22 protein-coding genes and 1 pseudogene are annotated in these 23,890 nt (G+C 45.1%); 8 read left to right on the forward strand and 15 right to left on the reverse strand.

Features of this window, described 5'->3' with window-relative positions:
- The coding region (locus GX419_09710) for a hypothetical protein (GenBank protein ID NLI24969.1) at window positions 1-873 on the forward strand (873 nt) is incomplete at its 5' end.
- Window positions 874-996: 123 nt separating this feature from the next.
- Here the strand turns inward: GX419_09710 and GX419_09715 are convergent.
- The 5 genes from GX419_09715 to GX419_09735 form a co-directional block, all read right to left on the reverse strand.
- Window positions 997-1,638, reverse strand: a complete 642-nt coding sequence (locus GX419_09715) for a WbqC family protein (GenBank protein NLI24970.1) — start codon at window positions 1,636-1,638, stop codon at window positions 997-999.
- Between the two features lie 6 nt (window positions 1,639-1,644).
- Window positions 1,645-2,391, reverse strand: coding sequence for a nickel pincer cofactor biosynthesis protein LarB (gene larB, locus GX419_09720; protein ID NLI24971.1), 747 nt, complete (start codon window positions 2,389-2,391; stop codon window positions 1,645-1,647).
- Window positions 2,392-2,428: 37 nt separating this feature from the next.
- Window positions 2,429-3,235, reverse strand: a complete 807-nt coding sequence (gene larE / locus GX419_09725; protein NLI24972.1) for an ATP-dependent sacrificial sulfur transferase LarE — start codon at window positions 3,233-3,235, stop codon at window positions 2,429-2,431.
- 3 nt (window positions 3,236-3,238) lie between these two features.
- Window positions 3,239-4,432: a nickel pincer cofactor biosynthesis protein LarC gene (gene larC, locus GX419_09730; protein ID NLI24973.1), complete on the reverse strand. Its 1,194-nt coding sequence runs from the start codon at window positions 4,430-4,432 to the stop codon at window positions 3,239-3,241.
- 120 nt (window positions 4,433-4,552) lie between these two features.
- Complete coding sequence (locus GX419_09735) at window positions 4,553-5,428, reverse strand: hypothetical protein (protein ID NLI24974.1); 876 nt, start codon at window positions 5,426-5,428, stop codon at window positions 4,553-4,555.
- A gap of 132 nt (window positions 5,429-5,560) precedes the next feature.
- Here GX419_09735 and GX419_09740 point away from each other — a divergent pair, with 132 nt between their 5' ends.
- The 5 genes from GX419_09740 (at window position 5,561) to GX419_09760 (ending at window position 12,160) form a co-directional block, all read left to right on the forward strand.
- On the forward strand, window positions 5,561-6,127 hold the full coding sequence (locus GX419_09740) for an RNA polymerase sigma-70 factor (protein NLI24975.1): 567 nt from the start codon (window positions 5,561-5,563) through the stop codon (window positions 6,125-6,127).
- A gap of 75 nt (window positions 6,128-6,202) precedes the next feature.
- Window positions 6,203-7,201, forward strand: a complete 999-nt coding sequence (locus GX419_09745) for a DUF4974 domain-containing protein (protein ID NLI24976.1) — start codon at window positions 6,203-6,205, stop codon at window positions 7,199-7,201.
- 123 nt (window positions 7,202-7,324) lie between these two features.
- Complete coding sequence (locus GX419_09750; GenBank protein ID NLI24977.1) at window positions 7,325-8,854, forward strand: hypothetical protein; 1,530 nt, start codon at window positions 7,325-7,327, stop codon at window positions 8,852-8,854.
- 124 nt (window positions 8,855-8,978) lie between these two features.
- The gene (locus GX419_09755; GenBank protein NLI24978.1) at window positions 8,979-11,435 is read left to right on the forward strand and encodes a hypothetical protein; all 2,457 of its coding nucleotides are present in this window, start codon (window positions 8,979-8,981) and stop codon (window positions 11,433-11,435) included.
- A 149-nt stretch (window positions 11,436-11,584) separates the two neighbouring features.
- Window positions 11,585-12,160: a hypothetical protein gene (locus GX419_09760; protein ID NLI24979.1), complete on the forward strand. Its 576-nt coding sequence runs from the start codon at window positions 11,585-11,587 to the stop codon at window positions 12,158-12,160.
- Between the two features lie 25 nt (window positions 12,161-12,185).
- On the opposite strand, the gene efp is transcribed toward GX419_09760, so the two are convergent.
- A complete protein-coding gene (gene efp / locus GX419_09765) occupies window positions 12,186-12,743 on the reverse strand; it encodes an elongation factor P (protein ID NLI24980.1) in 558 nt (185 codons plus the stop codon).
- Window positions 12,744-12,866: 123 nt separating this feature from the next.
- Window positions 12,867-14,153: a M20/M25/M40 family metallo-hydrolase gene (locus GX419_09770; protein ID NLI24981.1), complete on the reverse strand. Its 1,287-nt coding sequence runs from the start codon at window positions 14,151-14,153 to the stop codon at window positions 12,867-12,869.
- A 384-nt stretch (window positions 14,154-14,537) separates the two neighbouring features.
- Between GX419_09770 and GX419_09775 the strand changes: the two genes are divergently transcribed.
- Window positions 14,538-15,578: a mechanosensitive ion channel family protein gene (locus GX419_09775; protein NLI24982.1), complete on the forward strand. Its 1,041-nt coding sequence runs from the start codon at window positions 14,538-14,540 to the stop codon at window positions 15,576-15,578.
- Window positions 15,579-15,617: 39 nt separating this feature from the next.
- Window positions 15,618-16,130, forward strand: a complete 513-nt coding sequence (locus tag GX419_09780; GenBank protein NLI24983.1) for a ferritin — start codon at window positions 15,618-15,620, stop codon at window positions 16,128-16,130.
- On the opposite strand, the pseudogene GX419_09785 reads toward GX419_09780, so the two are convergent.
- The 8 genes and pseudogenes from GX419_09785 to GX419_09820 form a co-directional block, all read right to left on the reverse strand.
- Window positions 16,120-16,763: pseudogene (locus tag GX419_09785) on the reverse strand (hypothetical protein). The gene GX419_09780 and the pseudogene GX419_09785 sit on opposite strands and share 11 nt — an antisense overlap.
- Before the next feature lie 35 nt (window positions 16,764-16,798).
- A complete protein-coding gene (locus GX419_09790) occupies window positions 16,799-17,179 on the reverse strand; it encodes a DUF1987 domain-containing protein (GenBank protein ID NLI24984.1) in 381 nt (126 codons plus the stop codon).
- A 6-nt stretch (window positions 17,180-17,185) separates the two neighbouring features.
- Complete coding sequence (locus tag GX419_09795; GenBank protein NLI24985.1) at window positions 17,186-17,716, reverse strand: hypothetical protein; 531 nt, start codon at window positions 17,714-17,716, stop codon at window positions 17,186-17,188.
- Between the two features lie 6 nt (window positions 17,717-17,722).
- Window positions 17,723-19,393: a SpoIIE family protein phosphatase gene (locus tag GX419_09800; GenBank protein ID NLI24986.1), complete on the reverse strand. Its 1,671-nt coding sequence runs from the start codon at window positions 19,391-19,393 to the stop codon at window positions 17,723-17,725.
- Window positions 19,394-19,508: 115 nt separating this feature from the next.
- On the reverse strand, window positions 19,509-20,594 hold the full coding sequence (locus GX419_09805; protein ID NLI24987.1) for a hybrid sensor histidine kinase/response regulator: 1,086 nt from the start codon (window positions 20,592-20,594) through the stop codon (window positions 19,509-19,511).
- On the reverse strand, window positions 20,584-22,794 hold the full coding sequence (locus GX419_09810; protein NLI24988.1) for a hypothetical protein: 2,211 nt from the start codon (window positions 22,792-22,794) through the stop codon (window positions 20,584-20,586). Before GX419_09810 ends, GX419_09805 begins: the two co-directional genes overlap by 11 nt.
- A gap of 62 nt (window positions 22,795-22,856) precedes the next feature.
- On the reverse strand, window positions 22,857-23,339 hold the full coding sequence (locus tag GX419_09815; GenBank protein NLI24989.1) for a response regulator: 483 nt from the start codon (window positions 23,337-23,339) through the stop codon (window positions 22,857-22,859).
- 5 nt (window positions 23,340-23,344) lie between these two features.
- Window positions 23,345-23,722 carry a response regulator gene (locus tag GX419_09820; protein NLI24990.1) on the reverse strand — a complete coding sequence of 126 codons (378 nt, stop codon included), beginning with the start codon at window positions 23,720-23,722 and terminating at the stop codon, window positions 23,345-23,347.
- Window positions 23,723-23,890: the final 168 nt, after the last annotated feature.

Raw genomic sequence — 23,890 nt, forward strand, 5'->3', positions numbered from 1 at the left:
CAGGAACGTCACATTGTTACCAAAGGCGGCATTGACGAATATTCCCTCACCTTTGGTGCCAATTATAGCCATATGCTGTATATTGGAATGTCACTCGGCCTGAACCGCCTGTTATATGACGAGAGCAAGGTGCATACCGAGTGGGATGCAAACAATACCATTGATTATTTCCAGTCATTTACGTTCAGCGAATACTTTTATACCCGCGGAACAGGTTTTACGGCCAAATTCGGAATCATTGCCAAACCGGTAGAAATGGTAAGGCTTGGTTTTTCACTGCATCTGCCTACGTTCTATAATCTGGAAAGCGAATTTTCCACTTCCATGAAGTCGAATTTTGATTCAGGAAATCCGTCTTCCATGAGTGCCCGTTCGGGTGTAACCGTTACTGATTACCGGGTTGTTACTCCGTTACGAATGGTCTTCAGCGGTGGTTTACAGTTCGGGAAAGTAGGCATCTTAAGTGCTGATTACGAGCTGATTGATTACACAACGGCAAAAATCGACGGTGACCTGGATAACTATGATGATATCAACAAGAACATTCAGGATTATTACAAGTCGGCCGGCAATTTGCGGCTTGGCGGAGAACTGAAACTGGGGAACCTCGCATTGAGAGCAGGGTATGCGCATTACGGAAGTCCCTATGCATCGGGGCAACTGAATGCCAAAGCTTCCCAGTCCATCCTTTCAACTGGTTTTGGAGTGCGTTCCGGCAGTATGTTTGTTGATTTTGCTTATGCATATGCAATGCGCGATTTTCGCCACTCAATGTATTATGCCGGTTTTGAAGGAGATAACGGAGTGGAATATTACAGCCAGCTGAAACAGAACACATCCAGGATAATGGCTACCATTGGTTTCCGCTTTTAAACTTTCTGTCCTGTGCGCTGATTACAGGTGAGGATGGCCGGAAGAATAACGGTCATCCTCTTTTTTATGAACTGCCGGTTGGTGCATTGCGCCAATGGGCTGTTATTTGTTTGATCCCCTTCGTTATTGAACAACCGAAGCTTTTAGTATCTCCGGTGCATCAGGCCCTGCATTAAAAATCAGATCAAGGATGCTGAGATTGGGAACAAATCCGTAACGTTCCTGAAATACCTGGTAGTATGGCACCGGTTTGAAGCAGGGATCCTCTTTCTGATGCAACGGCTTGGGGTGCATGGTGTTCCGGTAATCGGCCATATCGTTCCGGCTGGTCTCCCACCGTTCCGAAAAATCTACCTGGCTGTTGATGTCGAGAATCTGCAGGGTGGTCTTTAAAAGCGACAGGTTCCAGTCCCACAGGCCCGGAATTTTTTTCCCGTACAGGTCATGAAAGGCGTCAGCGTAATACAAAAAAAACGGGGCGTTCCGGTAGGCCGATTCAATGGCTCTCCAGTGAACGAGGTTCCAGCGTTTGGTATAATCAATTCTTACATCGGTGTAGCGGGGGTTGGGTTGGTTTCCGGTAATTACAGGAATGCTCAGCGAAAGGCGACCGTTTGCGCTCAGAATAATACACCGGTTGAGGTAGGTCTGACGGTTGTAGTTCGAATGCTTTTCAATCACTATGCTGGCGTGCAGAAAGAACTTGGTGAAATACTGTACCGGAGCATTGTAGAAAAGCGGCAAGAGTGCTTTTTCCGGAACCATGGTCCCTTATAATTTATTGATCATGCTGGCAAAAAATCCCGCTCCAAATCCATTGTCAATATTGACCACCGCAATGCCTGACGAACAGCTGGTGAGCATGCCCAGAAGAGCTGAAAGCCCCTGAAAATTAGCTCCATAGCCTATGCTTGTCGGTACGGCAATGACCGGGCGGGAGATTAACCCGGCAACAATGCTGGGCAACGCCCCTTCCATTCCCGCAATAACCACCACAATCCGCGCATCCCGTATTCTGGGAAGATTGTCAACCAGCCTGTGGATGCCGGCTACACCTACATCGAATATCCGTTCTACCCGGTTACCGAAAATCTCGGCTGTTATTGCCGCTTCCTCGGCTATCGGAATATCGGATGTTCCTGCGGTAACTACTGCAATATAGGTGGAAGGCAATTCCGGTTCCTTTTTTTTGATGGTAATGGTGCGCGCCAGCGGATGATAAACGGCTTCCTTGCATATGTTCTGCACCGCTTCATACATTTCGGGCGTGGCTCTGGTAGCCAGAATATTGGTATCTTTTGTGAGCATAAATGCAACAATATCCCGCACCTGTTCCACAGTCTTTCCTGAACAGAATATTACTTCAGGGTAGCCGGTGCGCATTTCGCGGTGGTTGTCAATTTTTGCAAACCCCAGATCACGGTAAGGCATATCCCTCAGGGTGTGGTAGGCTTCATCGGGAGAAATTCTGCCTTCGCTAACTTCCTGCAGAAGTTTTTTGATTTCTTCAGGTGACATATCGGGAATTTTTTGGATTGGTAATCTCTTTATGGAATTATGTTTTTTGTTCCGGAGGGACGGGTTTGCGGTATCCTTCCAGATCAAGGGTTACATAACGGTAACCAAGATATTTCAGGTGGGCTGTGATCTTTGCCAGTTGGGCCGAAGAAACCAGCCGGGGCATGATGTGTTGCGGTACCTCAATCCGGGCGATATCTCCGTGATGTCTGACGCGTACATCAGGGAATCCTGCTGAATGAAGATACCTTTCGGCTTCTTCAATGATTCTGAGCGCGTCTTCAGTTACACGGGTGTTGTGGGGAATCCGTGTAAGCAGACAGGCGTATGCCGGTTTGCCCGCTGTGGGAAGGCCAAGAATGGCTGATAATTTTCTGATTTCTTCCTTCCCGAGTCCGGCTTCAAGCAGCGGACTGTGTACATTCAGTTCCTTCAATGCCTTGCGGCCGGGCCGGATGTCACAGGCATCATCGGCGTTTGTGCCGTCAGCAATATGCTGGTATCCTTGTTTCTGGGCTTCTTCAATTAGTCTGCCAAACAATGCCTTCTTGCAAATGTAGCAGCGTTCCGGCGGGTTATTGCTAAGAGCTGGAAGGATTTCCACCGGAATAATGAGGTGAGGAACCTGCATCATGGAGGCAAGTTCAGAAGCCTCCTTTATTTCCCATTGGGGTATGTACGGTGCCGACACAGTCAGGGCAAGAACTTTTCCTGCCAGGGCATCGCTGGCTGCCTTCAGAAGAAATGTGCTGTCAACTCCCCCCGAAAAAGCCACAGCCAGTGATCCGAACTGCCTCAGCCGTTCATAAAGCGCCTGATATCCTGTATGGTCGTTGATCAGCATGAACTATCGCGAATAGAGTACTTCATTTATCTGGCGGTAAATTTCACTCAGAGGAATATTCTTTTCCGAAGCCAGGCGCCTGCAGTCATCAAATTCGGGCTTGCTGCGCAGAATCTTTCCGTTATGCACGGCATGTTTGATGCGCACCTTACCGGCCGGAATGGAAATTTCTTCTGTTTTACGCTGAAGCATTGCCTTTGAAACAGGAAACTTTCTTATACCCAGCGAAGTTGTCTCTGCAAGAATAAAACTGGCAACAGCATCGGTAATATGTTCGGAACATAAAACGCTGAGAGTTATGGCAGGCCGGGATTTCTTCATAATAATCGGCGTAAGGAACACGTCGTCAGCCCCCAGGGCCAGAATCCGCTCGATAAGGTAATCATACATTTCCGGATTCATGTCATCAATATTGCATTCAATCATCCACCACCGGGGGCTGTGCTCCAATTCAGGCACTGCAGCAAGGTATACCCTGAGCAGATTGGGTATTTCTGTCTGACGATGGCCTGCGCCATAACCTGTTTTATGAATGGTCAGATGGGTTTCAAGGGTGAATTTATCCGCCAGTTCAGCCAGAATAGCTGCGCCGGTAGGGGTAGTGGTTTCAAAGGGAAATCCTCCGGTGAGTACAGGAATGTCTTTGAGAATTTCAGCGGTGGCCGGAGCAGGAACCGGCAGTTTCCCATGGGCCGTATTTGCGAACCCCCCTCCAAGCCTGGGAGGAGTGGCATAGACAGCATCCGGCTTAAAATAATGATAACATACGGCAGCACCCACAATATCCACAATGGAGTCGACGGCACCGACTTCATGAAAATGAACGTTTTCAACTGAAACCCCATGCACTTTGGCTTCTGCAACGGCAATCCGCTCAAATATCCTTATGCTCAGATCCTTTATTTCATCCGAAAGCGTACTGCTTTCAATCATTCTTTTAATTTCTTTCCAGCTGCGATGTTCCTCATGATGATGATCCGATGCCAGAACACTTTTTTCCTGCGTCAGCACAACATCAACCAGAGTGCCTTCAATGCCGTTTTTCTTTTGCCGGCTGATCCTGAACTCAAACGGAAGTTCCCCCAGTTTTCTGAGCTCCGATTCAAGGTAATCTTTCGGAACTCCCAGGTCGAGCATGGCGGCAAGATTCATGTCTCCGCTGATGCCGGCAAAGCAATCATAAAAAAGTATCTCCATCCGCTTTCAGACTTTTATGAATGCGTAAAAATAAATCAAACTGCCGGTAATGCAATAGCTTATCAGTGAATGTCGAAAAGGAGGTGAAAGAGGAAGCGTTGGGTTGTCCCAATACCCTGTCTAATCAACCAGTTCCTGCCGTATGTTGGTCACCAGCGTTGAAATTTCGCGGATGGTATTCTCATCAACATCAATTTTATATTCCTCTGAAAGAATAACCTTGTTGATAGTATCCAGGTCAACCTTCCCCTGTGGGTAAAGAATGTTTACCTTATCAAAGGATTTTTTAAGAATCTTCAGCATTAGCAGGTACTGCGATACGTCCGGTTCTCCGGCATAATTGGAAAGCAGGCTGATCAGGCTATTGAGCGTATATTTCTGGGAGGCAATCCTTCTGGCCAGCAATTCGGTCTGGTTTTGCTTTAACCACGATTGGCAGGTAATATAAAGCGATTCAATCCAGCCTCCCATAACAATGAGCGAAGCCGCCTCAGGCCGGCCCGCCTTCTTAAGATACTCATCGGAGCTTTTATAAACATCATTGATAAAGCGGGTAAGAGAATCCCTGTTCCCGAGATTCTTTTCAAAACGTTCCCGGGAAACTGCCAGGTATTCTTCAGGAATACCAAGTTGCAAGGCGAGCTTGCGGATAGCGTTGAAATATTTAACGGCAGCCTGGGCATCACCAAAGAGCTTAATGTAACCAAGATCAATTCCGTATATGCCCAGATTGATGGCAGCTAAACCTGATTGGGAGTAATCATCTGCTTTGCTGACCGGATTCAGTAAGTCTTTGTTGTAATGAATACCAGCTTTTTCGAATATCTGGATCATGTCAACCGGCAGGGCAATCTGATATAAAATCGGCGAAGCATGCAGGGTGTCTTCTTCCGCCATCAGATTTCCCTGGACAGTACTTTCCTGTGAAGATTTGCCACCGCAGGAAGAAAGAACAAAAGCAAACAGAATAATACTGAAAGCAGGATAGTTTTTCATGGTTGAAAAAATATTGTATGCGAATGTAATGAAAATGAACGATAAAAAATCGCCACTCTTTCATTTGTCGCATTCTGTTTTGTCCTTCCCGAAACTTAATCTAAATTTGATTTTTTAAGCGTATATGCATTTATGACCAGCCAGCCTAAATCACCTGAAGCGTCATTGCCGGAAAACAGGAATGATTTCAGGGAGCTCTTTAACAGGCATTATGTTCCTTTGTGTATGTATGCCTTTTCGAAAGTCAGGAATCAGGAGGCCGCAAGGGAAATTGTACAGGAATTGTTTGTTCATCTCTGGGAGAAAAGAAACGAAATTACCATTCATACTTCGTTGTCGGCATATCTTTACCGGTCAGTACTGCATGCCAGTCTCAATTACATTAAACATAACAGCATTGTTGAACGCACCCACCTGAAGATTTCTGAATCAGACACGGAACAACCCGTCCAACCGGATGCACTTGCCGAAGAAGGAGAACTGTACGAAACCCTGCTGTCAGTTCTTGAAAAACTCCCCGGACGTACCCGTTTAATTTTTGAGAAAATACGGTTTGAAGGGAAAAAGTACCGCGAAGTAGCCGATGAACTGAAGATATCAGTCAAGACCGTGGAAGCACATATGTCAGAAGCCCTCCGTATCCTCCGCATTGCTTTGAAAAACTTCCTGACGGTTTTGCTCCTGCTTGCTCTTCTTTAGGATGATGGCTTTTGTTAACGTATTATAGGGTATTAGGAAACTGAATTGTCATATTGAAAGGTGAAAAAGACAGAAATGAAACAGACTTTAGAGTATGATGATCTGATAATCAGGCATTTAATTAACGAAACAACCTCTGATGAAGAGGTGAAATTGCAGCAATGGCTGAATGAATCAGATGATCACAGAAAATATTATGAACAGACGGAACGCCTGTGGGAACTGGCGGGGGCTTATCATCCGGCATTTGCGGAAAACAGGGAACGGGACCTGGAGTGCACGGAGGAAAGGCTGACTGATTATCCTGCCCCGCGTATTGTTTTCATCAAAAAGGTTTACCGGATGGCTGCTGCAGTGGCCGCCATCCTGGTCATTGCCATCGGTGCATTTTACCTGCTGAAGTCCCTGCCGGCTGGTTCTTCCGAAAAGATTGCGCTCCTTTCGACAGATAACATAGTCCATCAGATCTTGCCCGATGGTTCGGAAATATGGCTTAACCGGAACAGTTCGTTGACATTTGAGTACGGCAGGGAGAAAAACAGAACCTGCATCCTGAGCGGTGAAGCTTTCTTTCAGGTAAAGCACGACAGCCTGCATCCTTTTGAAATTGTCACCCGGGCGGCCATTGTGAGAGTTCTCGGAACCTCTTTTAATGTGAAAACAATTACCCGAAGCAACGAAACCGAAGTGTTGGTTTCGGAAGGGAAAGTCAGCCTGACACCCGTTAACAGCAGTGTGCAGTCGGTTATTCTGCCATCCGGATCATACGCAAAGGCAAACCCTGGTTCCGTTGTTGAAAGGAAGGATAAATTTGTCCGAACAAACTATCTTTCCTGGAAAACCCGGATTCTTGTTTTCAGGGATACCCCCCTCGATTCAGCTCTGGCGGATATTGAACAGTGCTATGGAATAACATTTGACCATGCCGGCACAGATATTTCCGGCTACAAGCTTACTGCCCGCTATGTTGATGAACAGCTCCCTGATGTGCTTGCCGTGCTTCAGGCTACTCTTGGACTATCCATAGAGTTTTCCGGAGGGAATACGTATCGTCTGTTCTCCTCAGAACCATAATCAATGGTTTCTTAATAAAGAGCTATGAAACCCACATGTTTTCAAAACACAAACACAGGCACAGCTCTGATAAAATCACCAACATGTGGGTTTCGTCATGCCATTGAAAAGCAATTGATTCTGATGAAAAACCGGTGTCTGATCTGTTGTTTTTTTCTGCTGTTTTCTCTGCCGGCTAATAATCTGATTGCCCAGTCAGTATTTAACGATACTGTGTTTTTCTCCTCTTCCTCCATTGTTGTTTCTGATTTGCTGGATACAATTCACTCCCGAACCGGTATCAATTTCTCCTATGATCCTACCAGGGTTCCGGTTTCAGATAAAGTAGCAGTGCATTTCGGCGGACAGACGGTCAATGAGGTCCTCAGCCAGATATTTCATGATATTCCGGTGGGTTTTGTCGCCCGCGGAAGGCAGATCGCCATTTTCCGGCGGAATGTTCCCGCTGGTGAAATAACGAAAAATCCGATGTACATCGAAATCAGAGGAAAGGTGACAGACGGGAAAAGCAGGCGGCCTGTTCCCTTTGCTTCTGCTGTGTTGTCAGGGACCAATACCGGAACCATTACCAATGAAGAAGGCGTTTTTAGCCTGAAAATACCCTCTGAATATTTGGACTCCGCTCTTACTGTTTCCTGCGTTGGTTACGAAAGCATTTCCCTCCCTTCCGCTATTCTGGCAAACGGAGAAAAGGAGGTTCAGCTGAATCCTGTTCGCATTTCCATACGGGAAGTTGTTGTCAGACCAACCGATCCGACAAATCTGATTTCCCTTGCTGTCAAATCTGTTCCTGAACGTTTTTTGGGTATTCCCGTTTATCTCACAGGATATTTCAGGGAGATTACATGGAAGGATGATAAATGCATTGCCCTCTCCGAATCAGTCACCCGGATCTATAAATCATCCTATTCCAATGTCTGGGACAACGATCAGATTAAACTGTTGAAAGGCAGAAAGCAGGAAAATTCCTATGAAACAGAACGGATCAGCTACCGGGTGGAAGGAGGTCTTTTCAATTCTCTTCTGCTCGATATTGCGAAAAATCCCGCCTCTTTTCTTCAGGAAGACTATTTTCCTTATTACACCTATACATTTGAAGGATTTACCCGCTCAGGAGATCGTGACCTTTATGTCATTTCATTCGACCAGAAGCCCGGGGTGCAGGATGCTCTTTATGCAGGAAAAATATTCATCGATGTGGCCTCTCTTTCCATTGAAGAAGCCCGATTTGGCCTGTCTGAAACCGGCATAAAATACGCCCGGAGCCTTCTGATAAAGAAATCTCCGGCGGGATATAACGTGCGACCTGTAAGAACATATTATACAGTGCGTTACAAGGATGTCAGGGGAGGGAGAGTACTTGCCTCGGTACATACCGAACTCGATGTGAGGGCAAGAGCCAGGAGAGCCTTCTTTAACTCCCTGTACCGTACCACTTCCGATCTGGTGATTACAGGTATGGATACCTCCGGAGTTAAACGTTTCAGGGGCAACGAAATCAGCAAAGTATCCGATATCCATATCAACCAGATCAAGGACTACGACCCTTCTTTCTGGGAAGGATTTAACACCATCGAACCGGAAATACGACTCGATGAGGCTGTTGCCAGATTGCAGCAAAAAATACGCAACCAGATTCCCCTGAACCCATGATAGTAGAGAAGTGAAACCTTAATAATCAACAATATGAAACCCACATGTTTTGCAAACACGAACACAGCGGTAATAAAATGCCGAACATGTGGGTTCCATCATACCATTAAAAATTAATTTTATTATGATGAAAATCAAAATCTTTGGAACCCTGATATGTTTACTCATGCTGCCTGGTCTGGTATCAGGGCAATCGGATCAGGTTAGCCGGATCAGCAGTTCGCTTCATCAGTATTATACAAGGTATCCGCGGGAAAGTATATGGTTTGTTCCCGCAATGAATGTTACCACCCCGGGTTCAAAGGTGCCTTTTGCGGCTGTCATTAGCAGGGATCCGTTGAATTCTGCCTCACGCCTCAGCAGGAGCCTTTTTCTTCAACTTTACAATGAAGAAGGGCAGTCTGTTTATTTTGTTCAGGAAAAACTGGAGGAAGATGTCTATGCAGGAGAGGTGAGGGTTCCCGGAGATATTCCGCCCGGACAGTATGTGCTTTATGCCTATACGAGTTGGATGAAAAACGGGGAACCGGAACATTTGGAAGCTATTCCGCTTTATATTACCAGAGAAGCAGAACCGGAATACGAGATTCTGATCAATGCTGCATCACCGGTGGTTTCGCCTGAAATCCCACTGCAGGCTATGATCAGCCTGGTTGCGTGGAAAGGAGAACTTCCTGCCGGAACGCAGTTTTCCATAGAAATGAGGGTGGATAGGAAGAAAATTTACAGTGGCAAAGTACCAGCCGACATAAATAACAAGGCATTGGTTGTTATTTCTGTACCAATGGGCATCCGGGGTGAGGGAAGGCTGGTTGTCAGTACTTCGGTAAAAGGGAAAAAACTGACAGCCGAACTGCCTGTTCAGATTACGGAAAATCAGGCCAGTGTCTCATTCTATCCTGAAAGCGGAAGCCTGATTCGGGGTGTTTCCAATAAGGTCAGAGTTACCCTTACCCTTGATTCCCTGCCTGTGGGGGATATCAGCGGTGAAATTACCGATAATGCCGGGACATTCTTAAGCTCGGTCCAGCCGGTCGGCCCGGGAACAGCTGTGTTCAGTCTTACCCCGAGGGAAGGGAAAAACTATTTCTTTACTTTTAAGACGCCCGACGGACGAAGGAAAACCTTTGCCATTCCTGATTCGCATAAGGGAATCCTCCTGCAGTTGCTGGAGAACACGCCGCAAAAAGCACGTTTTGCCTTGTTGAAATCGCCGGGATTTGAATGCGGTAAACTTTTGTTTCTTCTTGAATCCAACGGCTTTATCTACAGCTTTACCCAGGCAGAACCAGGCCAGGTGATCAGCGTGCCATTGGACGGCATTCCGTCGGGTTTGGCTCGTGTTTTGGTTTTTGATGAAAACGGACAGGTGGGAGCAGAACGCTGGTTTTATGTCAGAGGAGACGGGCTACGGATTGACACCAGTGCAGAGCTTTCATCCGACAGAAAATCCATCGAAACACGTTTCAGGACGGTGGAACCTGATGGTAAAACAATTCCTGCTTCCTTGATTTTATCTGTTACCGACAGATCTGCCTGGGCAGGACAGCATGTTTTCAGTCAGTTCCATCAGTCCCCTGTTTCTTTGCCCGGACTTACCGGCATTCCGTTGGATGCTGATTCTTCTTCAATGAGTAATGTTGATCTGTGGCTCTGCGGATATTCACACCCTTTTCTGTCATGGAAATCCATCACAACCCTTCCTGAAGAAAAGCTTCCGTACGAAAGCCAGGATTTTCTGGCCGGATATTTACGGGACAAAAATGGAAATGGCCTGGCAGGAACCAGGGTGCAAATGAAAAGTTCCGGAGGCAAAATAACCGAAAAAGTTACCGATGACAAGGGATATTTTCGGTTTGAACCATTTGTTCCTGAACAAGGCGGGAAAATTTCGGTATATGCTCCCGAACTGGCCGGAAAAAAACCGTATCAGATTCAATGGGATGCACCGTTTGATAAAAAACTGAGCCAGGCCGCCAGGGAAACTTTCCGGAAAAATACATTTTCCTCCAGCCGTTTTTATTCTTCCGGAAGAAAGGAATCCCGGCGAAACAATCAGACTGTGGTTCCCGCCAATGTGTCTTCTGACTTTCCTAAATATCCTCCGGGAATTTCCATTCTGGAAATCATCAAGCAAAAGAAGAATTACCAGATTATCAACAATCAGATAGTTTTTATCGGGTCCAGCAATTCCTATTATTCCCAGCAGGGAGCATTGATTGTTATTGACGGAGTTCCTTTCGGAACCGATATTTCCATCCTTCAGCAAATTCCGACTGAAGATGTGGAAAATATAAATGTTTCGACCAACGTAAATGACATTCATAAATATACCGGACTGAACAGCATCGGAATTGTAGAAATTACAACAAGAAAGGGAGTCTCTACGGCACCTGCCGCGAAATCTGAACCCAAACCTTCGGTCTTCTATTACTGGGAACCCTTCATTCCGGTAAATGAGGAAACGGTTGTAAAGCAAATCGGCATTCCCGCAGATTGCAGAAATTGCATGCTGATTCTCAATGCGTTTGACACCCGGGGAAGAAAGGTTGTTCTGGTAAAAAGCCTTCCCGGTAGATAAACACGGTTAAAATAGACCATGGAAAGGCAAAACTGTTCTGATAATAAGTTAATTAGAGAAAAATAGTACTTATATGTCTGAAATTTCGATGTGTGCGGCATCAGAGCTTATAAATTTTTTATATTTGCTGTCGAAAATCCCGGGATTTAATGGCAAAAGGCCGTAAACTACGAAAAATTGCTGATGAAGTCTGGAAGGAAATTCCTTACGCTGATCGCAGGTATGAAATAAGTAACTACGGTCGGGTGAAAAGTTTTTGTTTCGATAAGGAAAAAGGAAGGATACTCAGGCCTGGTGTTATCCGCGGATTTAGAATAGTGAGCATCCGGACAGGAGGGAAGCCCCGTACTTTTCTGATCCATAAGCTTACAGCCGAAGCGTTTGTTCCGCGGGAATCGGAGGATCAGACGGTGGTGATTCATCTCGACGGTAACAAAGGGAACAATTACTATAAGAACCTGAAGTGGGTTACCCGCGAAGAAGCCTACAGAAGAATGTTTGAGCGATATCTTGAAGAATACAGGAAATCAAACAAAGTGTTACGGAGGAATGCCAAGTTAAGGCCGGAAGATGTGAAATTGCTCAAATCGATGCTGCGCAGGGGAATAAAGCAAAAAGTTATCGCAAAGCTTTTTGCTATTTCCGAAATGCAGGTTACCCGTATCAAACGAAATGAAAACTGGTCGGCCATTGAGCCGGAAGACGAAGAAATCACTCAGGACTGAAAAGGTTTAACCCGGAATAAATATCTCAGGCCCGTTCAATGTATTCGCCGGTGCGGGTATCGACCTTGATTCTATCGCCCACATTGACAAACAGAGGTACTTTGACTTCAGCTCCGTTTTCAAGGGTTGCAGGCTTCAGGGTACGGGTTGCAGTATCCCCGCGCAGTCCGGGTTCGGTGTATGTAACTTCCAGTTCAACCGTAACCGGAAGTTCGGCATAAATGGGCTCGTCGCCGTCAAAATATATGGAAACGTTCATCCCTTCCTTCAGAAACTTAAACCCTTCACCAATAGCTTCCTTGCCCAATGTTATCTGTTCAAAGGTTTCATTGTCCATAAAAACAGCATTGTCTCCGTCAAGATACAGAAACTGATGTTCCTTGAAATGAACCCTGACAATCTCGATTTCATCATCGGGCCTGAACCGCTGCTCAATAAGCCTGCCGCTTTTAATATTGCGCATTTTCACCTGATAAAAAGCCCGAAGGTTTCCGGGTGTCCTGTGTTCATATTCAAGCACTACGGCAAGTTCACCGTTGTAACGTACAAAACTTCCTCTCGAAATGTCAGATACTTTATCCATAAATTAATTTTTGCGCAAAACTAAAAGTTTTTTTTTCAAATTGATACAAATTCTTCGGGACTGATTTTGTTTGGCACATTTCCTTGTGATGCGAAACCTTTTTTGGTTTTCCTGATAAAGAAATCAAAACCTCCTGTCCATCAGATAAAACAAAGATGCAATTGCCGCACTTCCCAATTGCAATTCTCTTATGTTGACATGATCGGGAGTATCGTAGGCAGAATGGTGATAATCGAAATACCTCTGGCTGTCGGTAAGCAGTCCGGCCAGAATCCGGGCAGAAGATCGCAATGGTGCCACATCAGTCCCTGAACCGCCTTTTAAGAATGTGTCGGTCCGGTATGGCTCAAAATACGGTTTTAATTTCTGAAGTATTTCCAGATCCTTTTCATTGCAGTCAAATGTAAAGCCAACGGGCAACAGGCCGCCGCGGTCCGATTCAAGGGCTATCAGATGGTTTTCCTTTTCCAGGGTTGCAGTCTGGGCATATTTCCTTCCCCCGGTCTGGGTAATTTCTTCATCCATAAACAATACAGCCCGTATGGTATGCTCCGGCCTGATGCCAAGGGTATGGAATAAGCGGATAACCTCGATGGACTGTATGCATCCTGCTCCGTCATCGTGCGCCCCCGGCGTATTGTACCAGGCGTCAAGATGCCCTCCGGTAAGCAGGATGCCCTTTGCGGGATTTTTTCCCCTGATTTCACCAATAACATTATATCCGGCAGTGTCGCCCGCCGGCCGGCAGGTGGTTTTGATAAAGACCTGCACATCCGGGTTTTGTTTCAGCCAGCAGCTTATACTGTCGGCATCGCGTGTTGCAACAGCAATTGCAGGAATTTTGGCTATTCCTTCCTGATAGCGCATTTGTCCTGTATGGGGGAAAGTATCACTGGCCAGGGTAAGCGAGCGTACCAGAACGGCAACTGCTCCTAATGCCGCCGCCTTTGATGCGCCGGAAACACGCTGATCAGCAGCTCGCCCATAGGCGGCAAATGTGTTGATGAGGGTGGGATCCATCGGCCTGTTGTAGAAAACAATACGTCCCGATACCCTTTCCCTGCCCAGTGCATTCAGTTCATCAAAGGAATGCACCTCAACCACGGAAGCAGTGATACCTTCTGCCGGGGAAGGAACAGAATTTCCCAACGGGAGGGCGTGCAGGGCAACTTTCCGGTTGCCGTTTAAAACATGTGCTTCTGTTTGTCCGGGTTTCCAGTTGGGTATCAGTACAGGCTGAAGATACACTGTATCAGCCCCGGCTTCCAGCAGAAATTGCCTGGTTAACTGAACGGCCGTATTTAGCTGCGGAGAACCGCTCAGCCTGCCTGGTGCCTGTCGGCATAAAAGAAGCAGATTGTTATAGGCTATGCGGCTTGTCAATGCTTCTGAATAAATGCTGCGGACCACGACTGAATCCCTGTCTGCAGCGTTGACCGTGTTTGAAACGGCCACGCTAATGCAAAAAATGCCCAAAACCAGGAACTGTAAAGAACTTTTCAGGTTAACCATGAGCAGCGGATTACATGATTTTGGTAAATGGTGCAAATATATTTTCTTCCTTACCAAAAACAAGTTTTTTTGTGGGTTTCTTAGAGTGCCGGAAGGGATTTTCCCATTTATCCCTGAGTCGAAAAACGAAGTAAGGAGCCATCCCCGGGAATAATCGCCTTGTTAATTCAGCAGCAGCGAATAGAGTGAGGTTAATGCTGCTTTACTGCATACCTTTTGAATTTTTCCAATGCAAAGAATGGGTTAAAATTTATCTTTGCACCAGACAAATTTCTTCGCATTATGGTTATTGATGTTGCCAGTCATCCTGACAGACTAAAAGAGTTGCTCATTTTTCTTTCCATTGTAGCCGGCGGCGCTTTAATCGGCTGGCTTATCGAACAGATTGTGCTGACAAAGCTTCTGCACCTTACTTCCCGAACAAAATGGAAAGGAGATGACCTGATTATTCAGAGCCTGAAAGGCATTCTGCTTCCCCTGTTTGTCCTGCTGGCCATTCATATAGGATTTAATTACGTAACCCTTAAACCCGGCCTGCTGGATGTGTTGCATAAAACGGTGAAAGTGGGAGCGATCCTTGTGTTTACCATCTATCTCTCCCGCATTGTAACACGCTGGATAGCAGGTGAAACAAAAGACGACAAATCGGTTCCTTCCAGTATTGTACTGAACAGCACCCGGATAACGATTATCGCAGTCGGATTTTTAATCGCTCTGCAATCCATCGGCATATCCATAACCCCTTTGCTGACTGCTCTGGGTGTAGGAGGTTTGGCAGTTGCCCTGGCCCTTCAGCCTACTCTCTCGAATTTTTTTTCCGGACTGCATATTCTCGCAACCAAGAAGGTCAGGGTAGGCGATTTTATACGCCTCGATTCCGGAATAGAAGGATATGTGATGGACATCTCCTGGAGAAGTACTTTGGTTCGCCAGCTGGCCAACAACCTGGTCATTATTCCCAACGCTAAGCTGGCAGAGGCTATTGTGATCAATACCCATCTTCCCGACAGAGAAGTGCCGGTTACGGTTGATATCGGCGTGGCTTACGATAGTGACCTTGATCTGGTGGAAAAAATTACCATTGAAACAGCGCGGGAAATATTGAAAACCGTTGAAGGCGGTGTCAGTACCTTTGAACCGGTAGTACGGTTCCATACTTTCGGCGAAAGCAGTATCAATTTCACTGCTGTTCTGAGGGTGCAGGAGCATTCCCAGCAGTTCCTGGTTAAACATGCTTTTGTAAAACTTCTGCATAAACGATTCAGAGAAGCTGGAATTGAAATTCCTTTCCCCATCAGAACCATTATTACCAAAAAACCATAAAAATAAGTACCTTTATACAAACCAATTAAAGAGATATTTATGGGACGACACGCTGTTGAAATTCTGGATCTGGACATCAAAAAACTTCTCGAGATGCTCAATGCGGCACTTTGCGAGGAGTGGCTTGCCTATTATCAGTACTGGATCGGGGCGAAGCTGATGGAAGGTCCCATGCGGAGTGAGATCGAACCGGAACTCCTTCTCCATGCCACACAGGAGCTCAATCATGCTGTGCTTGTCGTTGATCGCATCATCCAGCTGGGCGGTACGCCGGTGCTGAATCCAGCTGACTGGCCCAGGTTTGCCCGTTGCGCCTACGATGCTCCCGTCGATCCTTATGTGGAGGTAATTCTTCAGCAAAACCTGAAAGGTGAACGTTGTGCTATCCAGCGGTACAAGGAGATTGCTGATTTTACCAACGGAAAGGACCATACCACCCACCAGATGGCGACAACCATTCTGAACGAAGAACTGGAACACGAGCAGGACATTGAGGACTGGCTCACCGATCTGGAGAGGATGAAAGAGGATATCAAAAAGTTCAGGTTGTAAACTTCCCCATACAAAAGTTTTTAAATTTTTTCCCGCTGCCGGAGGGAACAGGGATTATTGCGGCCGACAGACAATTGTTTTTTCTGTTTTGCCATCTTATCCTGCTCGTTGTGTTTAATCCAGGCCATTACATTGGCCGGAGCCTGTTTTTTTGCCAGTTGGTCGGCCATGTATTGCATGTACGGATGCACATGCCGGAAGAATATTTTGTATGCAGCACACAATTAATTCAAGCCTTCTTCTCCGTCAGGAGTTTTCTCCCACCTGTGCTTAGGACACTCGCCATGGCAGGCGAAGCGGTACTCACACTTCAGATAATAACGGGGAAGGGTTGTCAACTTTGCCTTTCCGAATTGCAGTTGTTTTTCAAAACAACGGTTTTGTATAATTCGATGCCCGCCAGCGAAGGTTCTCCTCCCTGCCAGACAAACGTCACCACGGGTATTTTTTGTGCTTCAATAAATTGTCTTATAAATTCTTCAAGGGTGCTGTTGACATTCGCAGGGCCTGCCCTTCATAAAGGGTCCTCTTTTCCAGATAGTAACAATAGGAACACCGCAAATTGCAGGCCGATCCTGCTGGTTTCGCCATTACATTAAAAGCGAGTCCGCGTGTGGGAAATTGAAAATCCATGTGCCCGGGTATGCTGTGAAGACTGAGGGGTTGTTTTACATTGGGATCAGGTGTGCATCAATCCCTGCTTCCTGGCACAGGTCTTCAATGTCATTTTTAAGATCCGGGTCCTCTGCCGGATAAGACCATTCTATCTGAATGTTTGCGCCTTTTTGCCTGTACAATGCAAGCATTTTCAACATCTGTAGCAATGTGCGTGAGGTGCTTGTGTTAAAATAGATCAAACGGACAGATAATTTGATCTTACCCTCAGATTCCAGCATTTGCTGAATCCATTCTGTTATGGGATTGTAGAATTTACGGGCATCTTCCATGTAAGATTCTCCCATTATCCTGCATTCTGCCGAATTGTAATAACACCTTATTTCAGGAAAATAAGGTGTTTCCGGAGAAGTAAGCAATACAAGATCCTTCATGTCCGGTTAATTTTCTTCGGTTGTTTTAACTTTTGCCGTGACCGTAAACATAGAAAATTTATCGTCTTTTTCTTCAATCTGAAAATCCAGCGGTTGCTCCGAAATGATTCCGACATGGATCAGGCCAATATGGGCCGCTGAGGTTTTCATTTCCCTGTGATTACGGTTTGCCGCCTTAAAAGCCTTCAATTGTTCCGGTTCCATGCCGTTAATCTGATGGCAATAACCGGCAAGGATGGGTCCGTGCTCATGCAAAATAAGGTTGGAGGTCTGAATATAGACATATTCTTCATCGGTAAAAATATCAAATCGCCCTATACCGCAAGTGCCGTATATTTCAGTTCCCGTATCGGTCCTTTCTGCAGAATAGTGGGCAACATTCTGGGCAAGTTCAATAAAAATCTTATGCACTTTCAGTTTTACTCTTACATGAAAGAGCATACTGCTTCTGATCCAGTTGGAGGTTGCAGCCAGGAGATCCATAAAGAAAGGTCCCTGGTAACTCATAACCGGGGTTGTTGATGAATTGTGTTTCATGTGCAGTTATCGAAGTTTGACTATCCAAACTGTTATGTCATCGCGTTGGGGTTCAGCAGTAAACTGTTTCAGTTCATCCCTGAGTTGCGCTATTTTTTCTTCAGGAGGCATGTTTATATGCCCGGCAAGGAAATCCTGAAATCGTTGCAACCCAAATCTTTTTCGGTTTTTATCTGGCTGGTCTGTAATACCGTCAGTATACAGTACAAATTCATCATTTGGCTGAAGAACAACGTGATGCGAGGTAAATGTTTTTTTTTCGGATTTTCTGCCAAACCCTCCCAGTGAATTTTTGTCACCTTCAATTATGTGATAAAGTCCATCACTGCAATACATCATTGGCCGTTTTGCCCCGGCAAAACTTATATTCCAGGTTCGGTTATCTGATAAGTCAGCTTTGAGAATTGCGATATCCATACCATCAGTATTTTCAGAAGTTTCCTGGCGCAGGGCATAAAAAAGCCTTTGATCAAGTTCCTGAAGGATTTTTTCAGGATCCATGATATTCTGTTCATTCACAATTTCATTCAGTAACATGCTGCCTATCATTGACATGAAGGCGCCCGGAACGCCATGGCCGGTGCAATCAGCGACGGCAAACACTGCTTCATTGCCCCGGCGCGAGAACCAGTAAAAATCGCCCGATACAATGTCTTTAGGCAGGTATAAAACTGCTGAAGAGGATATTTCGCTTATTTCATCCTCAGAGGGTAAAATGGCCTTCTGGATGGTGTTTGCATAATGAATACTGTCTTTAATATTGCGGTTCTGCAGGTCAAGCAGTTCGTTCTGCTTTTGAATCTGAAGATTTTGTTCTTCGATCTTCCTTTTCTGTTCGCGAAGCCTTTTGTTGTCACGGACTTTCAGAATTAGCATCACGCTAACTAAAAGGAGAAACAGGAGAATTCCTGCTGCACCAGCAAACATGGTGCGGCGGATATATCGCTCATACTTCAGTTGGGCTTCTTTTTCGCGAAGCTGTGATGTCCGCAATTCGATTTCCATTTTCTGTAACTGGGCTAATCGCGCCACCACTTCAAGCGAATCGGAAGTTTCTTTGAGACGTCCTGCTGTTTTGGAAAGTTCCTGTTCGGCTATTGCTACTTTGGTATCTGCCTCTTTACGGATGGACTGATATTCCTCTGCCTTGATCTGCCGGTCCAGTGCCGAAAATTGCTCGAAATACTGAAAAGCCTGATCTGATTTGCCAAGTTTTTCATAACAGGAGGCCAGCAGACCGTATCCTTTCCTCATTAAACGGAGGTCCTGCTCTTCCTGCGCAATCCGCATCGCCTCCTGGGCAATTTTTGTCGCCTGTTCATAGTCCTTAAGCCCTTCATGGGCTGAGGCGATATTCATGAGGGCTTCTGCCTGTTCCCGGTTTGTGCGCAATTGCCGTATCAGTTCATATGCTTTCTGGAAAAAACGAAGGGCATTCTGATAGTCTTCCTTCCCGGTATAAAGAAGGGCCAGATTGTTATTGAGGGTAATCAGTGCATTTCGGTTGTTCAGTTCGGCAGCATACCGGAGTCCCTCGCCGAAAACCTGAATTGCTTTTTCTATGTTTCCACCCGACCAGTATGCATATCCCGCCTTACTGTACAAATCCAGTGCAATAGCCTGGTTTCCTTTTTCTGCTTCCTGAATCGCCTGCTTTTCCAGATCTGATCCTGCCATCTGAGCTGTTGTTGTAACAGGAACGAACAGAATGAAACTCAAAAAAAACAAAAAGCAAATACTGTTTATTTTCATGTCACCGGCTGATGCAAGTTGTGAAGTGAGACAAATCTTATCATTCAATCGAGATAATAAACTCAGTGCCTTTTCCTTTTTCTGACCGGAACGTAATTCCAAAACCATGGGCATCCAGAATCATCTTGCAAATGCGCAGACCGACCCCCGAGCCTTTCTCCCCTCGTGTTCCGCGGGTAGATTTGTGAAATTCTTCCTTAAAAAACTCTTCGGGGTTCACTTTTTCCATACCTACTCCTGTGTCTCTGACAGAGATGTACCGTTTGCCATTCTCCTCCATGGCCTGTACGGTTATTGTTCCCCCATCGGGTGTAAACTTGATGGCATTGCCAACCAGATTGTTTAGGACCTGGCTCATAAATGTGATATCGGCTGACAACAAAAATTCATTTTTGATATTCACCTGAATGGTCTGCTGCTTTTCTTCCGCTTTCTTCCTGAACATCAGAGCTGTTGTGTTCAGCAAACGGGAAATGGGGATTTCCTCACGGGAGAGTTCGATTCCCCGTGAACCCAGGTTGGCCCAACTCAGAAGTTTGTTAAAATATTCGCTGATGTTGTGCGTTGTTTCAACTATAATCTGCAGGTAATTTTTAATTTCTTCACTTTGTGGTTCATTGCCTGAAATACTCATCAGGATCATTTCGGCAAATCCTGATATTGTTGACAGAGGAGTCCGCAGATCATGGGCTACAATACGGATAAACTCCTCCTTCGACCGCAACATGTTTCGCAATGTATCTGCCTGGTATTTGATGCGAAGGGCTGTCTTAAGCCTTGCCAGAAGCTCCGTCTCATTAACAGGTTTCTTTATATAGTCCTGGGCTCCTTTTTTTAATGCTTCTTCCACATCTTCCGGTCCGGTTTTTGCCGTAACCATCAGCACCGGAATTTCGCGGGTTTCTTCTTTCTGCTGAAGGACTTCCAGTACATCCAGCCCGCTCATTCCCGGCATCATTACATCCAGCAGGATGGCATCAGGTAGTTGTTTTTCCAGACTCTGAAGAGCCTCCGGCCCGTTCATGGCTGTCTGCACCTGATAACCGAGCTCGCTCAGCAGCCCTTCCAGCAGGAAGATGTTGGCAGGCTCATCATCAACCACCAGAATTGTGCTTCTATTTTCCATATAGTCTTAGATTTTGCTCGATAATCTGCAGTAAAGTGCTTTCACTTACCGGCTTTTTCAGAATATCATGATGAATGCGTTCAAGAGCAGTTGTATTGATAGCCTTTGTTTCGTTGCTTACAAAAAACAGAAATGGACTGGTGTCGTTTACTGGCCGTTTTTCAACAATTTCTGCAATCAGGGAATCTGTTTTCTCACCAAAAGAATCCTGGTCGATAATCGTCAATTCGGGAAAGAAAGCGGATGCTTTTTCAACAGTATCTTCCTGTCCGGATACAATAATGGAGTATTTTTTCCCGAGCATGGTCAGCAAGGTATGGTTCAAAATATCATCTGTGCAGGCAAGAAGAAGCCTCGGCTTGCATTGTTCTTCCAGTATTTTTCGCAATGTTGCATAAGGCTGGTTTTTAGAAAACACCGATCGTACCTGCCCGGTAAGCCTTTCGTCAGGACATTCTCCAAGAATAACGACCGGGATTCTGCTCAACCGCCCGTCAAGAATCAGCTTCCTTAAAAATTCCATGCAGGAAATCCCTTCAATATCATTACCTATCAACAAAATGTCAGGCAGAATCTGAACCGTTTTCTTTAAACCCTGGAATCCGTTTTCGGCGGGTTCAACATCATATCCGCTCTGAATCAGGTAATCAATAAGGGAATTTCTGTATCCTGAATCTTTTTCTATCACCAGAACCCTCTTCTTGGCCAGTTCAATTGCTCTTTCTGTATTTCTGCCAAGTTCCCGTATTTGCTCTTCCGAAAGCACAGGAAGCCAGAAACGCATGGTGGTACCAACCCCTGGCTCACTTTCAACACCAATTTCTCCGCCCAGCATGGTAACCAGCTTCCTGGTAATGCTCAACCCAAGCCCTGTACCCTGGTGCTTTCTTGTAGCTGAACCATCTGCCTGCCTGAATTCGTCAAAAATGATTTTCTGGTCTTCCTTTTTTATTCCGATTCCTGTATCGCTGACAGCAAAATATATACGCTCATTTTCGTTAGAAACAGTAAGTGATATTAACCCTTTTTCGGTAAATTTCACTGAATTTCCCAATAAATTAATCAAAATCTGATGCAGTTTTTTTCTGTCAGTAATCAGGGTTTTGGGAACATTGTCGGCAATATTAATATCAAATCTGATAGGTTTCCCTTTCAGCAGGCCTTTAATAATATCCTTTATCTCGGTCAGTATGGAACTCAGGTACACTGTTTCATAGGTTATGACCATCTTGCCGGCTTCAATTCTCGAAAGATCCAGAATGTCGTTTATAAGTTCAAGCAGATGTGTACCGCTTTGATGAATCATCTGCAATGCTTCGGTCTGCTTTGGCGTTAGGTTGTCATTCTGATATTTTACCAACATTCCGGAAATCCCGATGATGGCATTCATTGGTGTCCGTAATTCATGGCTTATGGTGGCAAGAAACTGACTCTTGGTCTTGCTGGCACTTTCCGCTGTTTCCTTGGCTTTCTGCAGTTCTTTTTCAGCTTCTTTCAGAAGGCTGATATCAACAAAACCATAAATGGTATAATAGGTATTCTGTAAATGAATATCCGACTTCCTGAAAAGCACCGGCAAAGTCTTTCCGTCCTGTTTTCTGAAAGTCCCTTCCTGAATTTCTCCTGAGGTCTTATCTTCGTTATCACCGGGAATCAGAAAATCATCAATTTTTTTTCCTGTAATCATGTGCCGTTTCCCTTCGAACATACGTAGTGCTTCAATATTCATATCCCTAATCAGAGCCGAGTCGTGATCGGCAATGATTAACCCCACCGGAGCTACCTGGTATATGGCATTGATAAACTTCTGCTGTTCAATAAGTTCAATTTCTGTATTTCGTTGATCGGTTATATCGTGGAATACCATGCCGAGGATGGTGGCAGTGACCCTGAACGCCATGGTATCATATATTCGCGCATTTTTATCATCCGATAAAGTGAGAGCTTTGTTACGCCAGAGGGTATTCTTCGTCAGAACCTGCAACAATTCGCTTTCTATTTTCAGATTGGCCAACTGGGGAAACAGTTCATTAAAAGTTTTTAAATCTTCCCGCTGGTCTTTGATTTGAAAAATGGCAGCAGCCTGCTGGTTGGACCGGATTAGCACAAAATGTTCGTTAACATTTCTTAATAAGATCATCGGATGAGGAAGGATGTTCACAATTCCTTCAAGTTCCTTGCTAATCTTCAGATTATTCATTTTCCGAAGATGTGTTGATGATTGTTATACATCTTTTCGACCTGTGGCTTTAAAAAAGTCATTTAGCGGAAAAACAGGAATTGCACGAGGAAAGTAATCCATGCCAGTGCGGCAACAATGATAAACAGAATCATCAGTTTCTTCGACCGTTTTGTTTCTTCCCCCAGCTTTTCGATCGTTACTATCTGTTTGATTTTATTAGCCAGATTCTCTTTTGCGTATGGGTCTTTCACAATATAATCATATGCCCCGAGCTTCAGGGCCTCAACCGCTATTTTTATACTGGTCTGACCCGACATAAAAATGAATTTCGTACCGGGACTGATTTTTTTTACCTCAATCATTGTTTCAATTCCATTGATACCCGGAAGTTCAAAATCCTGAACAACAATATCGGGCCTGAGAGTTTTAAGTTTTTCAAGGCATTCCTCACCCGTCAAACAGGAGTGAATTTCACCCATTTCCTTATTGGTCAAAAAGACTGTGTACAATTTGTTCAGGCCGGGATCATCTTCCACAATGAATATGACAGGTTTCTTTTTCATTTTTTCTATGATTTTGAACATTGTTGTTCCAGATTCCGCGCAATATTGATTATTTCATCGTATCGTACCGGTTTGTAAAGAATCTTATCAATCCCCAGTTCAAATAATTTCTGTCTTGTGTGCAGTGAACTATCGGCTGTTACCACAATTACGGGGATCGCCTTTCCCCGTTTTCTCATCTCCTCAATGAATTGCATGCCATCCATTACCGGCATCATAATATCAAGAAAAATAACTGACGGATTCTCGGTTTCCAGTATTTCAAGAGCTTCTATTCCGCTACCGGCCTCCAGTACATCGATGTCTTCAAATGAAAGAGCGTCCGATATGAATTTCCGGTTGAGAAACGAATCGTCAACTACAAGTACCAGTGGTTTTTTCATGATAAAGATACTAATCTTTCATTTTTCAATCATTGGTTTAATCGCCAAGTTATAAAATCTTTTAATTCCAAAATCCGGAACAATGATGATTTAGATCACCTTATGACGGAAATATTGATTCATTGAATATTTTATTATTTTGCACCTTTGCTCGTTCCAATGCCTGTA

The organism is Bacteroidales bacterium (assembly GCA_012517825.1).
Classification (GTDB): Bacteria; Bacteroidota; Bacteroidia; order Bacteroidales; family JAAYUG01; genus JAAYUG01.

What these genes read in the sequence shown, in the direction of transcription:
- GX419_09715 (NLI24970.1), bottom strand. Translation starts at nt 1,638, where the DNA reads ATGGTTCCGGAAAAAGCACTCTTGCCGCTTTTCTACAATGCTCCGGTA.
- larB (NLI24971.1), bottom strand. Translation starts at nt 2,391, where the DNA reads ATGTCACCTGAAGAAATCAAAAAACTTCTGCAGGAAGTTAGCGAAGGC.
- larE (NLI24972.1), bottom strand. Translation starts at nt 3,235, where the DNA reads ATGCTGATCAACGACCATACAGGATATCAGGCGCTTTATGAACGGCTG.
- larC (NLI24973.1), bottom strand. Translation starts at nt 4,432, where the DNA reads ATGGAGATACTTTTTTATGATTGCTTTGCCGGCATCAGCGGAGACATG.
- GX419_09735 (NLI24974.1), bottom strand. Translation starts at nt 5,428, where the DNA reads ATGAAAAACTATCCTGCTTTCAGTATTATTCTGTTTGCTTTTGTTCTT.
- GX419_09740 (NLI24975.1), top strand. Translation starts at nt 5,561, where the DNA reads ATGACCAGCCAGCCTAAATCACCTGAAGCGTCATTGCCGGAAAACAGG.
- GX419_09745 (NLI24976.1), top strand. Translation starts at nt 6,203, where the DNA reads ATGAAACAGACTTTAGAGTATGATGATCTGATAATCAGGCATTTAATT.
- GX419_09750 (NLI24977.1), top strand. Translation starts at nt 7,325, where the DNA reads ATGAAAAACCGGTGTCTGATCTGTTGTTTTTTTCTGCTGTTTTCTCTG.
- GX419_09755 (NLI24978.1), top strand. Translation starts at nt 8,979, where the DNA reads ATGATGAAAATCAAAATCTTTGGAACCCTGATATGTTTACTCATGCTG.
- GX419_09760 (NLI24979.1), top strand. Translation starts at nt 11,585, where the DNA reads ATGGCAAAAGGCCGTAAACTACGAAAAATTGCTGATGAAGTCTGGAAG.
- efp (NLI24980.1), bottom strand. Translation starts at nt 12,743, where the DNA reads ATGGATAAAGTATCTGACATTTCGAGAGGAAGTTTTGTACGTTACAAC.
- GX419_09775 (NLI24982.1), top strand. Translation starts at nt 14,538, where the DNA reads ATGGTTATTGATGTTGCCAGTCATCCTGACAGACTAAAAGAGTTGCTC.
- GX419_09780 (NLI24983.1), top strand. Translation starts at nt 15,618, where the DNA reads ATGGGACGACACGCTGTTGAAATTCTGGATCTGGACATCAAAAAACTT.
- GX419_09790 (NLI24984.1), bottom strand. Translation starts at nt 17,179, where the DNA reads ATGAAGGATCTTGTATTGCTTACTTCTCCGGAAACACCTTATTTTCCT.
- GX419_09795 (NLI24985.1), bottom strand. Translation starts at nt 17,716, where the DNA reads ATGAAACACAATTCATCAACAACCCCGGTTATGAGTTACCAGGGACCT.
- GX419_09800 (NLI24986.1), bottom strand. Translation starts at nt 19,393, where the DNA reads ATGGCAGGATCAGATCTGGAAAAGCAGGCGATTCAGGAAGCAGAAAAA.
- GX419_09805 (NLI24987.1), bottom strand. Translation starts at nt 20,594, where the DNA reads ATGGAAAATAGAAGCACAATTCTGGTGGTTGATGATGAGCCTGCCAAC.
- GX419_09810 (NLI24988.1), bottom strand. Translation starts at nt 22,794, where the DNA reads ATGAATAATCTGAAGATTAGCAAGGAACTTGAAGGAATTGTGAACATC.
- GX419_09815 (NLI24989.1), bottom strand. Translation starts at nt 23,339, where the DNA reads ATGAAAAAGAAACCTGTCATATTCATTGTGGAAGATGATCCCGGCCTG.
- GX419_09820 (NLI24990.1), bottom strand. Translation starts at nt 23,722, where the DNA reads ATGAAAAAACCACTGGTACTTGTAGTTGACGATTCGTTTCTCAACCGG.